The sequence below is a fragment of the [Muricauda] lutisoli (nom. illeg.) genome, assembly GCF_017313105.1.
In the GTDB taxonomy this organism is placed as follows: Bacteria; Bacteroidota; Bacteroidia; order Flavobacteriales; family Flavobacteriaceae; genus Flagellimonas; species Flagellimonas lutisoli.
Map to the genome: position 1 here is coordinate 1,344,401 of NZ_JAFLND010000001.1, position 14,432 is coordinate 1,358,832.

Sequence of the window (14,432 nt, forward strand, 5' to 3'; positions counted from 1 at the left end):
AATGGAGTAACCTTATTTCTTAGGAATACTACAAAAATCAAGCCACAACTCAGATTCTTTAATCTTCTTCCCGAAGCATAAAACCACGGCGACTTACGTTAACAATGCTTAGTTTAGGATCCTGCCCAAGATGTTTCCGTAAGTGTGAGATAAATACATTGAGGCTTTTTTTATTGAAATAATCATTTTTATCCCAAACAGTGGTCAGTATTTCTTTATGGGTGCACAGTTGGTTTTTGTTTTTGGCCAATAAGGCCAAAAGGTCAAACTCCTTACCTGTCAGTTTTATGGGTTGTCCTTTAAAGCTAAGTTCAAAATTATCCATATTCAATACATACTCCCCTATTTCGTATTGGGAGACATGGGCTTCTTGTTCCTGGTCCGCAACCAGTCTGGACAAGAGCGCATTGATGCGCACCACAAGTTCTTCCTCATCAATTGGTTTTTTTAGATAATCCACCGCACCTAGGGAAAACCCTTTTAAAACATCAATTTTAAGCGATCGGGCGGTTAAAAATATAAAGGGGAGCTCTGGATTCAAACTCTTGATTTTTTGGGAAAGCTCAAATCCGTCCATATCAGGAAGCATCACATCCAAAATAGCCAGGTCGAATACGTTGGTCTTTGTTTTTACCTGGGCCTCTGCAGCATCCTTGGCCCACGTAATGGAAAAACCTTTCATTCCCAAATATTCCGAGAGCAAGTACCCTAGAGCATTATCATCCTCTACCAAAAGCAATTTGTATGTTTTATCCATTTTTGGTCAATTTTAGGGATAAGATAAATGTTGTTCCTTTTCCCAGTTCGCTTTCCACCGAAATTTTTCCACGGTGCATTTTTATTATCTTTTGGACATAGTATAATCCTAAGCCATATCCTTTTACCTTGTGCAAATCACCATTTTTAACTCTGTAATACTTACTGAATATTTTTTTGATGTCATCCTTGGCAATACCAGGACCATTGTCCATGATTTTTATATTAAGCCATCCTTTATGCTTGTTGGCTGTTAATTTAACCTTTGGGTCATCCGAATATTTTCGTGCGTTTTCCAAAAGGTTGCCTATCACGTTTTCCAAATGAAACTTCTCTGCACGGATGTAATATGGCCCTTCTTCCAATTCATAATCAAAATCAATGGCATTGTGCTCAGAAAGAATAGCGAAACTCTCGCATATATTCTTTAGATCGGTACTAAAGTCGATTTCTTGGAACTGCAACAATTTTTTGCCCGACTCCATACTCGCCAATTCCAAAACCTTGTCGATATGTGTTTTTAACCTATCCGACTCTTTACGTATGAGGTCCACAACGGCCTTTTTGTTTTCAGGAACATCTTCTTCCAAAATCTTACTTGCCAACCCTATTGAAAAAACAGGGGTTTTGAGTTCGTGGGTGAGGTTATTGATAAAATCATTGGTTGTTGTAATCATGCTACGTTGCAAGTAAAATGATTTAAGTACCCAAATCACCACAATAATGATCAGTAATAGAAACAACAGACCAGGAATGATCAATCCTCTTAATTGGCCTAAAAAATATTTGTTCAAGTCCTCAAAACCGATTTCCAGGATAATTTCCTTTTGCAGCAACTCTGGCAGGTATCCTTCTATTTTCATTGGATACGTTAAATTGTCCTGTGCTTTGAGGTGAGGGCGGACCGAACTTAAATAGGTTATGGAATCGCGCGAATAGAGGGTGTAGGAAAAAGGTGCATCTATTCCTGAAACATTTAATTGATAAGAAATGTAATCGTTTAAGTAATATTGGGATGCCTTTTCAAGACTGTCCAACCCGATTTTTACCTCGGATGTATCTTTTCTAATTGCGTTTCCCAAAGTATAGGTCAATGAGTTCACCTCCGATAATTCACTGTTGATGTTTTCCCTGGCCTTATCAATCTTATCGGAAAATTGGGCCTTTGCCAAACCCAAACCAACCCTTAAATATTGGTACTGTACCACCAAAAGGCCAATTACGGCAATCACAAAAACAACAACATAAAGGTTTCTCCTGGTCAGCATACCGCTAAATAAACAAAAAATTACCAGCTATTTACCCCTTGGTTAATCCTATTAATCTTTCATTAACCTTTTTGATCTTTTGTTAATCCCAATCGATTAAATTAAGGCTTATCTTAGTTGGGAGTTTAGTTATAAAATACATTAAGTAGTGAATCTATCGAGCCGGCCTTAAAAAAGGCCGGTTTTTTTGTTTTAATGCCTAACAAACATTTTTATTTGAGTTTTATCATATTAAATGCCCCTCTAGATCCATTATCTTTGCAGTCCAAATTTTATGCATGTTCAGTTTTTTTGAAAGAAAGATTTATTTGGCCGATTATTTACATGGGCTGGTAGATATACACAATCATCTACTCCCTGGTATTGATGATGGAGCAAAAACGGTAGACGAATCCATAGCGCTATTGGATGGCTTTGCAGCGTTTGGTGCGACCAATTTTATCTGCACCCCCCATATTATGCACAACCATTATGACAATTCCCCCAAAACCATTGGAGATGCATACAACGAACTCACTTTTGAACTGAAAAGAAAAGGGCTATTGGACTTTAAGATTGATTGTGCAGCAGAGCACATGATCGATGACAACTTTGAAAATATTTTGGAGAATCAAAAGGTGATGCCTTTAAAAGACGAGTATCTACTTATTGAAATGTCCTATCTTCAGCCTTCTTTTAATTTTGACACCGCTGTTGAACAAATCGCAAAACACCGATTTTTTCCAATTTTAGCGCATCCAGAAAGATACATGTACTACCATGGGAAATATGGTAAGTATCCTTCGATGAAATCAAATGGTATCTTATTCCAACTCAATTTGCTTTCCCTAAGTTCAGAATCTTATGGTCTAGAGGTACATAAAATGGCCGAAAAATTATTGAAAGACGGTTTAATTGATTTTGTGGGAACCGATGTTCATAACCTAAGGCAGCTTGGATTATTAAAAGAAATTAAGCTGTCTAAAAAAATCTTAAATCTGTTACTTCCCAATATTGAAAATACGATTCAAGCTTTCTATTGATCAAGCGAATTTCCACCATTTTTTCGTGGATTTCCCATAGCCGTAACCATATTTTCCACCGTAGCCTAAATTGTTTTGCTTTACGTTGTTTACAACGAAAGACAAACCTTTAAGTTTTCCTTCCGCTTTAAGTTTAACCGGGAAGTCAAGTACCTTCTTCTCTGTACTGTTTGCCTTAACCACATAAAGAATTTGACTGGCATACTCACTAATCAATAGTGTATCGGTCACAACCATCAACGGTGCCGTATCCACGATCACATAATCATAAAGTTCGGATGCTCTTTCAAATAGGTCACCCATTCTATCCTTCATTAATAACTCTGATGGGTTGGGTGGAATTTTCCCTGAAAAGATAATATCAATCGAATTTTCATTGACTTGAGCAGGATTTGTTATATCATGAATGGTCAATTTAGAATTGACAAGGTATTCGGTCAAACCATCCTTGGTGCTTCTTCTTGGCTTCATTTTATCAGTTTTAACCATGTCATCAGTAGTAAAGAAGTCATATAACTTAGGGTTTCTGATATCAGCACCGATAAGCAAAACTTTTTTGCCCGTATTGGCATAAATAGCAGCTAGGTTAGAAGAAAGCAAGGTTTTGCCCTCTCCCGGCACACTGGATGTAATGAATATGATGTTATTGAAGGTGGATTTATGAGACTTCTGAATGTAGTTCAGATTGGTCCGTAATATCCTCAAGGATTCCGCTAAAACAGATCTATCTTCTTTTTTGACCAACCTTGTATCCTTTTTTCCCAATTTGGGAATCTCTACAATTACAGGAATGTCTCCGGCAATATGCTCCAAATCCAATTTGTTATGGACCTTATTGTCCAACTGGTCTTTGACATAAATTACTGAAAATGGAACTATCAATCCAAGAATAAGCGCCGCTAGATAGGTTATCATCCGTTTGGGTTCCACAGGCAATGGATTAGCCAAATAAGCATTGTCAACAATTCTTGCTTTGGGTGAAGCAGAGGCAAAAGCGATTTGTGCCTCTTCACGTTTTTGCAACAAGTAAATATAGAGTCCCTCGGTAGTTTGCTGTTCTCTAGAAATATTCCTCAATGCCCGTTCGGCGCCTGGGGTGGCGTAGATTCTAGAGTTGATCTGGGATAATTGTTTGCTCAAACTATTGACCCTCAAATTCAAGTTGTTGGTAACATTGTTTAAACTTGACTGCATTCCACGTTTCAAACTTTCCAATTGTTGATCTAATTCCACAATCACAGGGTTTCTTTCATTGGAACTTTCCAACAACCGGTTTCTTCTTGCAACCAATTCATTATAACGTGTAGCAATATTGTCTATACTAGGATCCGTAAGGCCAGCATTTGGTATAATCTCATAACCTTCCTGTTCACTCAACATATTTTGCATGGAAGAAGCAATATTCAGCTGAATATTTGCATTTTGCAGTTCGGCTTCACTAGCCGCACTTTGTTGAAAATTCACACTGGATTGCGATGCCAAATCGGCAATTCCCCTGCTTTCTTTAAAGGTTTCAGCCGTTTCCTCAACAGAGGAAAGATCGGAATAAATATCTGCAATACGATCATTTATGAATTGACTGGTTCTATCAGCAATAGTTTTTTTATCCTTAACCTCATTCTCATTATTTTGCTGTATCAAGGAGTTAAGGACGTCAATCCCACGTTGAGGGATAGCATCTTGCAGAGAAATATTCATTATTCTAGAAAATTCATCCACCGTAGACACCTCTACATTGGTTCTGTAAATTTGGGCAACAAAAGGAACAGGCCTGATCGTTACCAGAATATTCTGGTTTAAAAATCTGTTTAAATACTCAATATTAGGTGTAATTATTATGTCTCCAATAACATTCGTTTTGATGTTGGACCCAAAAGGTATTCTTTTCTCGGCTGCATCTTCTTCAACCGCATATGTAAATTCATTTTCATTTAATATTTTAATGTAAAATGAAAATTCACTTTTGTTTTGAATAGAATCTTCTGCCAAAAAATTAATAGCAACTGGATAATTTGGATAAATTCCTGTATTTCTCAAGTTGCCCAATAATTGGTATGAGACGTTTAATTTTAATTTCTGAACAACCTTAATAAAATTATCTCGAGATTTTAAAAGTTCTATTTCATCCGACATTTCCGTGCTTCCCTTACCACTAAAAACATTCAAATCTTTTAAAACACTGAGTTCTGAAACCGAATTATTTTCTTCAACCACCTGAATTTTAGCATTTAACTGATACTTTGGTGTTGTATATCTTAACTTAAGAAAAGCAAGAACCAAGGCAATTACAACTGCAATTGCAAACCAATGCCAATTTTTCAAATACTTATTTAAAAGGGCTTTCAAATCAAAATCAGAATTGTTCATATAAATTGGAGCGTATTAATTTAACCTGTTGAAATAAGGTGTTTGAAATATTAATTTCTAGTTAACAGGATTATGGTTGAAGTGATCAACAATGAGGCAATAGAAAAGGTTATGTTTGCTCTTTGATCCAAATTAGATTGTACTTTACCTGATTTGTTGGGCTCTATGTATACCACGTCGTTTTGCGTTAAATAGTATACTGGTGATTTTAGAGCATCCTTGCTATTGAGATTTATTCTATTATAGACCTTGGTTCCGTCAAAATCCCTGATTACCATCACATTGTCGCGTCTACCTTTAATATTGATATCCCCAGCATACCCTAAAGCCTCCATAATCGTAATTTGTTCACCATTGATAGGGTAAGTCCCAGGACGGTTAACAGCACCCAAAATGGTCACTGTAAAATTTCGAATCCTAATATTGATTATAGGATCCTTTAAGTAATCTGACAATTTTTCCCTCAATAATGCTTTAGTTTCACTTGGAGATAGACCTTCAATCTTTATTTTTCCGATTACAGGAAAGTCAATTTCACCATTTTCATCCACCAAATAGTTAACTTGTTCCGGACGCATTGACAACCCACCTTCTTCTGCTCCTCTAAATAGATTAAAAGGTGCGCTTGCCTCAGGGTCCAATGTTGAAACATGGATACTGACCAGATCATCTACTTTAAACTTGGAAGTAAATGTATTATCATCAACCAATGTTTCAAATTGGGTAGCGTCTTGAAAATAAACTACATCTTGTGTGGAGCCACAAGAATACATCAGGCATACCAATATTACATATGCCAATTTTAATTTTAGGTTCATGGTACTTAAAATTTAGCTGTTTAGTTGGGGAAAATTTACTTTGGATTCCTTTATGGTTTCTGGATTTGATTTCTTTTCGTCCAATTTACAAAAATCTGAATTGTTGGAAATATATTCCGGAACAATGTTTTTCATCAATTGAACTACATTATCCTTAAAGAAAAGATTGGAGATACAAAGCTCGTCTATTAAGGTACGAACTTTGGGGTAATTGATTTCTCTTACCTTACTGATCATAATTTTATCATGATACGTAGGAAGGGTATTTTCACCATTGGCCAAAAGCTCTTCATATAACTTTTCCCCCGGCCTCAAACCGGTAATCTTAATATCAATATCATCGGGGTATTGCAGTCCTGAAAGCCTAATCATATTCTTGGCCAAATCCATGATTTTTACAGATTCCCCCATGTCGAAGATAAAGATCTCCCCACCTTTTCCCATGGCACCAGCTTCCAATACCAACTGGGATGCTTCTGGAATGGTCATGAAATACCGTGTAATATCTTTATGGGTCACTGTTAATGGTCCTCCTTTTTCTATTTGTTTTCTGAACAATGGTATTACCGACCCATTGGACCCTAGCACATTTCCAAATCGGGTAGTGATAAATTTGGTTTTGCCTTCCTGCTGTCTGCAACTAATATACATCTCTGCAATACGTTTGGTAGCTCCCATAATGTTGGTTGGGTTCACCGCTTTGTCCGTAGAAACAAAAACAAACTTTTCCACTTCGTATTCAGATGCAAGGTCAACAATGGTCTTGGTCCCTGCTACATTTATTTTCACCGCTTCATAAGGATTCTGTTCCATGAGCGGGACATGTTTATATGCCGCAGCATGAAATATCCTATCGGGCTGGTATTGCTCAAACAGCACACGCATTTTGTTTTTATCCCTTATATCGCTGACGATGGGAACAAAGTTGAAAAAACCAACCTGTTTTAATTCTTGTTGCAGGTCATATAGTGCAGATTCTGCCTGATCTATAATAATCAAAGAACGATAATTGTACTTACAGATCTGTCTCACCAATTCACTTCCAATAGACCCTGCTCCTCCAGTAACCATAATAACTTTGTCATCAAAATCCTTCATCACCTTACTGTTCTTGATTTCAATTGGAGGTCGATCCAATAAATCCTCAATCTGGACTCGCTTGATCTGAGATACTTTCAATTCTCCATTGATCCAATCTTCTACTGGTGGAACTATTTTTACATTTACGGGCAAATCAACAATTTCATTAACCAAGGTCCTCAACCGTTTCGGGTTAATCGTCTGAATGGAGAAAATAACTTCTGAAACATTATTGAACTTGATAAAGTCTTCTGTCAGTATGGATTTATCATATACTTTGACCCCATTTATCTGTTTACCGACTTTTTGCAGGTTGTTGTCAACAAAACCAATTACTTTCACTCCCATTTTCGAGTGATTCGTCAATGTATTGTATGTAATGATGCCCGACTCCCCAGCGCCATAAATTATAAGGTTCTTTGATGGTGCCTGACCACTTTTCATTATACTTTCAAAAGCTATTTTGAAAACAAATCTGGACGCTGCAAGTCCCAAAAATGCCAATAAGCTATTAATGATAATAATGGACAATGGAATTGTAAATCTATCTACCAACTCCAAATATCTATTTGCCAAAACAACCGCAATGGCACCGATACTGGCCAAACATACCGCATTAAAAATGGCATATACGTCTTTAATCCCAGTATGCCTTACCACCCCCTTGTAGCTCCCGGAAATCAAGAAAGCAGCCAAAAACAGTAATACTATGACCGGAAGCTGGGCCCACAACCGCTGTACATCGAAATTGAAACTTAGGTTGAACCTAATAAAGTACGCCAAAATGAACGAAAAGGAAATAATGCAAAGGTCTATGAAAAGTACCGTCCATTTGGAAGCATATCGCCTACCACCCCTAAAAAAGAATTCCTTAATCATTTGAGTTCGTTTTTAATGATTTCACAAATTCGCTCCAAATCATCTATTTCGAGACTGCTGCCGCTAGGCAAGCATAACCCTCTTTCAAATAGATCTTCACTAACTCCATTAACGAACGAAGCATTCTTTTCGAATACCGGTTGCAAATGCATGGGCTTCCATAAAGGTCTAGACTCTATGTTCTCTTTCTCTAGGGCTGTTCTTAAGTTTTCCCTTACTTTAAAAGATGGGGTCAAAATACAGGTGAGCCACCTATTGGAATAACTTCCTTCTGGTTCATTGATAAATGTGATATCAGTCAAGTTTGAAAGGTGCTCTTTATAATATTGAAAATTATGTCTTCGAGCCGCCACTCTATCTTTCAGAACTTCCATTTGACCTCGACCAATTCCGGCCAGTACATTGCTCATCCTATAATTGTAACCAATATGGGAATGCTGATAATGTGGAGCATCATCCCTGGCCTGAGTAGCCAAAAAAACTGCCTTTTCCTTGGTCTTTTGGTCTTTGCACAACAAGGCTCCACCACCAGAAGTGGTTATAATTTTGTTTCCATTAAAGGATAAAATCCCAACATCGCCAAAACTTCCGCAATTAAAACCTCTGTAAGAGCTGCCCAAAGCCTCTGCGCTATCTTCGATAACAGGAATATCATAATTCCGTGCTACCTCATGAACCTCATCCACTTTATAGGGCATTCCATATAAATGTACCGCTACAATGGCCTTTGGTTTTTTTCCATGGGCCATTCTATCCTTAATTGCTTCTTCCAAAAGTATAGGTGAGATATTCCAGGTATCCTCTTCACTGTCTACGAATATGGGAGATGCTCCCAAATAAGTGATAGGGTTTGCCGAAGCCGAAAAGGTAAAACTTTGACAGATTACTTCGTCTCCTTCACTTACTCCCAAAAGCTCCAGCCCTAAATGTATAGCTGAGGTTCCCGAGCTTAAGCATGCGGCGTGGGTATTATTTCCTACAAAATCTTCAATTGATTTTTCAAATTGTTGGACGTTAGGGCCCAAAGGGGCTATCCAATTGGTATCAAAGGCCTCCTTTACATAGGCTTCTTCATTTCCTCCCATATGAGGAGGTGACAACCAAATTTTCTTTAACACTGTGGTTTCCATTTCAGTTTTGGGTTGATATAAGTAGGTGAGAATCAAATTCTCGATTATAAAAGTAAGAGTAATTTTCACCCATAAAATGATTTCAGTCACCTATTCGGTCAAGATGTGAAATAATCGATTAAGTGTTTATAATTGGTAAAAAACCTTCAGTAAATATGAGCAATCGGTCACATTTCTCTCAGAGTGATTTAATAAACTTAATTATGATGTACAATCACAAACAAACCATTAATGCCTATTTTTTTTGAAGTAAATAATCAATGAGCGAATTGGTTAAATATTTTTGCTTGCATCGCAATAATTTTTTAATCATTTACTTTACATATAAACTCATAAACTAAATTGAAGACAAAGTCAATATATATCATTGTAATCGGTGTTTTAATATCTCTGTTAGTATTCTATGACTTTAATCAAGCCAAATATGCCAAGAAAGCAGTTCTTATAACTACTCGACTAGTTGACCCACCAAATAAATGGAATAGGGGTTTTAAAAAAGTTAAGATAAAGAGTAGGTTCACAAAGCATAAACAATATGCCTATTTCCATAAAACACTGGACAAAGAAGCCAGACCTCTTGTTGTAAGTCTTCACACATGGGGCGGTGACTATGCGCAACCAGACCCTTTGTCCCAGTTGTGTCTTGAAAATAATCTGAATTATATTCACCCCAACTTTAATGGTCCAAACAACAATCCCAACTCCTGCTGCAGTAATCTTGTTATTGGCCAAATAGATGAAGCTATCAATTTTGCAATACAAAATTCCAATGTCGATATATCAAACATTCATGTTATCGGTTTAAGTGGGGGTGGTTATACAGCAATGTGTCACTACCTATTATCTGGATACCAAGTAGCAAGCTACCAATCTTGGGTCGGCATATCGGATTTGGAGTCTTGGTATTATCAAAGTATCAGTAAAGAAAGTCCGTCTTGGAAAGATATACTGGCCTGTACAGAATCCAAAGACAGCTTGAACATTACTGAAGCCCAAAGAAGGTCCCCCTTACACATGCCAATATCAGAGGAAAAATTAATGGCGACAGAATTTAATTTATATACTGGCATTCACGATGGTAACCAGGGAAATGTTCCCATCACACAATCAATTAATTTTTACAATAAAATTGTTAGCAAACTGTATAAAGATAAACCATCCAAAATGGTTACTATTGAAGAAACACTATACTTACTCGAAAATAGAAGAGCATTGGATAAATACGATTCCATCAGTGATAGGGCTGTTTTTTTTGCGAAAAAGAACCCAAACGTAAATCTGTTCATTTTTGAAGGAGAACATGAGATATTACCAGAACATGCAATCTTGAGTATCTTATAAAGTAAACAAAGATTGAATTTAATCGAAGTTTTAGGTAGATAGTCATCATATTTACACCCCTCCATTTCATTTTTCACATCTTTGTGTCCATAGTTTAATCACAATATATTGTGTTAAGAAAAAGATTATACCACATTGACCTACTGCGCTTCCTTGCAGCACTCTATGTATTGTTTTATCACTACTGCTTTAGAGGATATTCAAAGGATAATTTGTCTTTAGTTCGGTTTGAGCCTTTTGAAGAGCTTTCTAAATATGGTTACCTCGGTGTAGATTTGTTTTTCATAATCAGCGGGTTCGTAATACTCATGACAGCCTTAAATTCGAATCTCACCAAATTTATGATTTCCCGTTTTAGTAGACTTTACCCGGCATATTGGATTTGCCTTTTGATTACTTTGATAGTTCTATTTTTTTGGGGGGCACCAGAGCGCTTATTATCAACAAAAGAAATTTTGCTGAACCTCACTATGTTTCATGGTTTTTTTGGAATACCCCATGTTGATGGAGTTTATTGGTCCTTAATAATTGAACTCAAATTTTATATTTTAATTGGGGTTATTTTATTCTTCAATTTGATTAAATATATAAGGGTTTTTGCTATAGCTCTTTTGGGCATTGCTGCCCTACAATTGGTCGTTCCCTTTGGAAAGGCTTACTTTCCATTAAAGTTGCTATATTTTATCACCTTTCCACAATGGAGTTCGTACTTTGTCGCGGGAATGTTCTTCTTTCTCATTTATAAAGAAGGCTTTAAATGGAAATATTTTGTTTTCTTAATCTGTTGCTACTTGATTTCTTTACAATATGCTTTTGTGAAGGTTGATCATCTTAATGAAGCCTATGTTCATCATTTTTCCTACTTAACAGTTTCATTCTTTATCACAACATTTTACATTCTATTTTATCTGATTAGTGTTGAAAAGTTAAACTTTTTAAATAAAAAATATTTTTTGACCTTAGGAGCTATAACCTACCCGCTTTATCTGATTCATCAAAATATTGGCTATACTATATTGAACCAATTTTCACCCTACCTAAACAAATGGATATTACTTGTTTCTTTGATTTCACTAATGATAGTTTTATCCCTTTTTATACACAAGGTTTTCGAAAAACCTTTGGGCAGTTACTTCCGTAACAAACTAAAAGAAAGTAGATTTGTACTCCATTTTCAATCAAAATTAAACACTATTTACACCAAAGCTTAATATGAAAATTCTAGTTACCGGTGCCGCCGGTTTTATTGGGTTCCATGTATCTTGTAAATTGACAGACCTAGGACATGAGGTAATCGGCCTTGATAATATCAATGATTATTATGATGTAAACCTCAAGTATGCCAGACTGGGAGTGCTGGGTATTGACAAAGAAGATGCCTCAAAAGAAGGTATGCTGACCACAAGCACCAAAAAGACCAAATTTAGTTTTGTTAAAATGGATCTGTCGGACCGCGACAAGTTATCCGAACTATTTAAACAGGAAAAATTTGACGTAGTGTGCAACCTTGCGGCACAGGCTGGTGTGCGATATAGTCTTGAAAATCCCGAGGCCTATGTGGACAGTAATATAGTAGGGTTTTTAAATATTCTAGAAGGTTGTCGACACAATAAGGTAAAGCACTTGGTATATGCAAGTAGTTCAAGTGTTTATGGCCTAAACAAAAAAATACCGTTTGAGACTACGGATGCTGTAGATCATCCTGTGAGTTTGTATGCCGCTTCCAAAAAAAGCAACGAATTAATGGCACACACCTACAGCCATCTTTATGGCTTCGCAACTACCGGTCTTCGTTTTTTCACCGTTTACGGTCCATGGGGCAGGCCGGACATGGCAATGTTTCTATTCACCAAAGCAATTTTAAATGGTGATTCGATCAAGGTTTTCAACCATGGTAAACTGGAGAGGGATTTCACCTACATTGATGATATTACAGAAGGTGTAGTGCGAATTATTGAAGCCGATGTTTCAGAAAGAAAAAACAAGAATCAACTTTATAAACTTTATAATATCGGCAATAATAGTTCCGTAAAATTATTGGACTTTATTGAAGAAATTGAAAAAAGCCTTGGTATAAAGGCCAAAAGGAACAATTTACCAATGCAGCCTGGGGATGTAGAGAAAACATGGGCCAACGTTGATGATTTGATCAAGGATTACGATTACAGACCCAATACTCCAATTAGAGAAGGTGTCAAAAAATTTATTGATTGGTACAAACAATTTTACCATCCGGAAAAAGCAATATCATAATTTCGCTGTTATTGCGTTTAGACTTAAATACTTGTCCATATCGATTATTAATAAAACGTATTAAATAAAATCAAACATGAATTTAACAGTAATTGGCACTGGATATGTAGGCCTAGTGAGTGGAACCTGCTTTGCCGAAATGGGAAACACGGTAACCTGCATAGATGTTGATGAAAACAAAATAGAAGGACTGAAAAAAGGAGTTATACCAATTTACGAACCAGGTTTGGAACCCATGGTAAATCGAAATATTGATAATAACACCCTGCTTTTCAGTACTAGTTTAAAAGATAATCTGGAAAATTGTGACGTTGCTTTTATCGCCGTTGGAACTCCTATGGGAGAAGATGGTTCGGCTGATCTCAAGTATGTCCTACAGGTTGCCAAAGAAATTGGCGAACATATGTCCACTCCGCTTATTGTGGTCGATAAATCAACTGTTCCAGTCGGTACAGCGGATAAGGTCAAAAAAACGATATCGGACGAATTGAAAAAAAGAAACGTGGAAATTGAATTCCATGTGGTTTCCAACCCTGAGTTTTTAAAGGAAGGGGATGCTATTAATGATTTCTTGAAACCTGACCGTGTGGTTGTTGGCTCCGACGATGAAGCTGCGACCAAAAAAATGCGTTCCCTATATTCACCCTTCTTCAGAAGTAGTATGGATCGCCTGATTACTATGGATGTTAGATCTGCTGAAATGACAAAATATGTGGCCAATGCCATGTTGGCAACCAAAATCTCTTTTATGAATGAGATTTCAAATATATGTGAATTGGTGGATGCCGATGTAAATAAGGTTCGTATTGGAATTGGCTCGGACAGCCGAATTGGCTATAGTTTCATTTACCCAGGAAGTGGTTATGGAGGATCTTGTTTTCCAAAAGATGTCAAAGCACTAAAGCGGACTGCGGAAGAGCACGGATATACCCCAGAACTTATAAAGGCTGTGGAAGATGTCAATGATCGCCAAAAATTTGTCATCGCCAAAAAGGTAGTCGATAAATATGGTGAAGATCTCAAAGGAAAAACATTTGCCGTTTGGGGTCTTGCATTCAAACCAGGTACTGATGATATGCGTGAGGCACCTGCCATATACATTATAAAAGAATTGGTCAAAAGGGGAGCTGTAATCAATGCCTATGACCCAAAGGCCATGGAGGAAGCAAAACATTTTTACCTTAAAGACACCCCCAATATAAATTACTTCACGGCAAAATACGCAGCCTTGGAAGGAGCAGATGCGATGATATTGCTAACAGAATGGAAAGAGTTCAGGGCACCTGATTTTGGTGAATTACAAAAACTGTTAAAGTCACCAGTTATTTTTGATGGTAGAAACCAGTACGATGATGAAAAATTAGACTCCATGGGATTCGAATATTTCCAGATTGGAAAGAAAGCATAGGACATAAAAAGAACAATATAAAGTTTGGTTTGGATAAATCCAAGCCAAACTTTTTTGTCTTTAAAACCCGATTTAAATAGAAAATGACTTTGGAAATCTATTTTTACCAC

11 protein-coding genes are annotated in these 14,432 nt (G+C 36.8%); 5 read left to right on the forward strand and 6 right to left on the reverse strand.

The window, feature by feature from the left end:
• Positions 1-58: 58 nt before the first annotated feature.
• Both J0X13_RS06345 and J0X13_RS06350 read right to left on the reverse strand, forming a co-directional pair.
• Entirely contained in the window at positions 59-757 is a 699-nt protein-coding gene (locus J0X13_RS06345) for a response regulator transcription factor (protein ID WP_207070580.1), read from the reverse strand.
• Entirely contained in the window at positions 750-2,024 is a 1,275-nt protein-coding gene (locus J0X13_RS06350; RefSeq protein ID WP_207070581.1) for a sensor histidine kinase, read from the reverse strand. The genes J0X13_RS06345 and J0X13_RS06350 overlap by 8 nt, the downstream gene beginning before the upstream one ends.
• Before the next feature lie 278 nt (positions 2,025-2,302).
• Between J0X13_RS06350 and J0X13_RS06355 the strand changes: the two genes are divergently transcribed.
• Positions 2,303-3,046, forward strand: coding sequence for a tyrosine-protein phosphatase (locus J0X13_RS06355; protein ID WP_207070582.1), 744 nt, complete (start codon positions 2,303-2,305; stop codon positions 3,044-3,046).
• Here the strand turns inward: J0X13_RS06355 and J0X13_RS06360 are convergent, their stop codons facing one another.
• Genes J0X13_RS06360 through J0X13_RS06375 form a run of 4 tightly spaced genes read right to left on the reverse strand, consistent with a single transcriptional unit; the run spans position 3,047 to position 9,320 of the window.
• The gene (locus J0X13_RS06360) at positions 3,047-5,413 is read right to left on the reverse strand and encodes a GumC family protein (RefSeq protein WP_207070583.1); all 2,367 of its coding nucleotides are present in this window, start codon (positions 5,411-5,413) and stop codon (positions 3,047-3,049) included.
• 50 nt (positions 5,414-5,463) lie between these two features.
• Entirely contained in the window at positions 5,464-6,231 is a 768-nt protein-coding gene (locus J0X13_RS06365) for a polysaccharide biosynthesis/export family protein (protein ID WP_207026234.1), read from the reverse strand.
• Positions 6,232-6,243: 12 nt separating this feature from the next.
• Positions 6,244-8,190, reverse strand: a complete 1,947-nt coding sequence (locus J0X13_RS06370) for a polysaccharide biosynthesis protein (RefSeq protein ID WP_207070584.1) — start codon at positions 8,188-8,190, stop codon at positions 6,244-6,246.
• Positions 8,187-9,320 (reverse strand): DegT/DnrJ/EryC1/StrS family aminotransferase, encoded by a 1,134-nt coding sequence (locus J0X13_RS06375; protein ID WP_242535624.1) that lies wholly within the window; start codon positions 9,318-9,320, stop codon positions 8,187-8,189. Before J0X13_RS06375 ends, J0X13_RS06370 begins: the two co-directional genes overlap by 4 nt.
• Before the next feature lie 342 nt (positions 9,321-9,662).
• Between J0X13_RS06375 and J0X13_RS06380 the strand changes: the two genes are divergently transcribed.
• From J0X13_RS06380 to J0X13_RS06395, 4 genes are all read left to right on the forward strand, one after another.
• Positions 9,663-10,661 (forward strand): alpha/beta hydrolase family protein, encoded by a 999-nt coding sequence (locus tag J0X13_RS06380; RefSeq protein WP_207070585.1) that lies wholly within the window; start codon positions 9,663-9,665, stop codon positions 10,659-10,661.
• A 110-nt stretch (positions 10,662-10,771) separates the two neighbouring features.
• Positions 10,772-11,872: an acyltransferase family protein gene (locus J0X13_RS06385; protein WP_207070586.1), complete on the forward strand. Its 1,101-nt coding sequence runs from the start codon at positions 10,772-10,774 to the stop codon at positions 11,870-11,872.
• A 1-nt stretch (position 11,873) separates the two neighbouring features.
• A complete protein-coding gene (locus J0X13_RS06390; RefSeq protein ID WP_207070587.1) occupies positions 11,874-12,914 on the forward strand; it encodes an NAD-dependent epimerase in 1,041 nt (346 codons plus the stop codon).
• A 76-nt stretch (positions 12,915-12,990) separates the two neighbouring features.
• On the forward strand, positions 12,991-14,322 hold the full coding sequence (locus J0X13_RS06395; RefSeq protein WP_207070588.1) for a UDP-glucose dehydrogenase family protein: 1,332 nt from the start codon (positions 12,991-12,993) through the stop codon (positions 14,320-14,322).
• The last annotated feature ends 110 nt before the right edge of the window (positions 14,323-14,432 follow it).

Excerpts from the sequence above, each read along its gene's own strand:
- J0X13_RS06345 (WP_207070580.1), bottom strand. The coding sequence starts at position 757 with ATGGATAAAACATACAAATTGCTTTTGGTAGAGGATGATAATGCTCTA.
- J0X13_RS06350 (WP_207070581.1), bottom strand. The coding sequence starts at position 2,024 with ATGCTGACCAGGAGAAACCTTTATGTTGTTGTTTTTGTGATTGCCGTA.
- J0X13_RS06355 (WP_207070582.1), top strand. The coding sequence starts at position 2,303 with ATGTTCAGTTTTTTTGAAAGAAAGATTTATTTGGCCGATTATTTACAT.
- J0X13_RS06360 (WP_207070583.1), bottom strand. The coding sequence starts at position 5,413 with ATGAACAATTCTGATTTTGATTTGAAAGCCCTTTTAAATAAGTATTTG.
- J0X13_RS06365 (WP_207026234.1), bottom strand. The coding sequence starts at position 6,231 with ATGAACCTAAAATTAAAATTGGCATATGTAATATTGGTATGCCTGATG.
- J0X13_RS06370 (WP_207070584.1), bottom strand. The coding sequence starts at position 8,190 with ATGATTAAGGAATTCTTTTTTAGGGGTGGTAGGCGATATGCTTCCAAA.
- J0X13_RS06375 (WP_242535624.1), bottom strand. The coding sequence starts at position 9,320 with ATGGAAACCACAGTGTTAAAGAAAATTTGGTTGTCACCTCCTCATATG.
- J0X13_RS06390 (WP_207070587.1), top strand. The coding sequence starts at position 11,874 with ATGAAAATTCTAGTTACCGGTGCCGCCGGTTTTATTGGGTTCCATGTA.
- J0X13_RS06395 (WP_207070588.1), top strand. The coding sequence starts at position 12,991 with ATGAATTTAACAGTAATTGGCACTGGATATGTAGGCCTAGTGAGTGGA.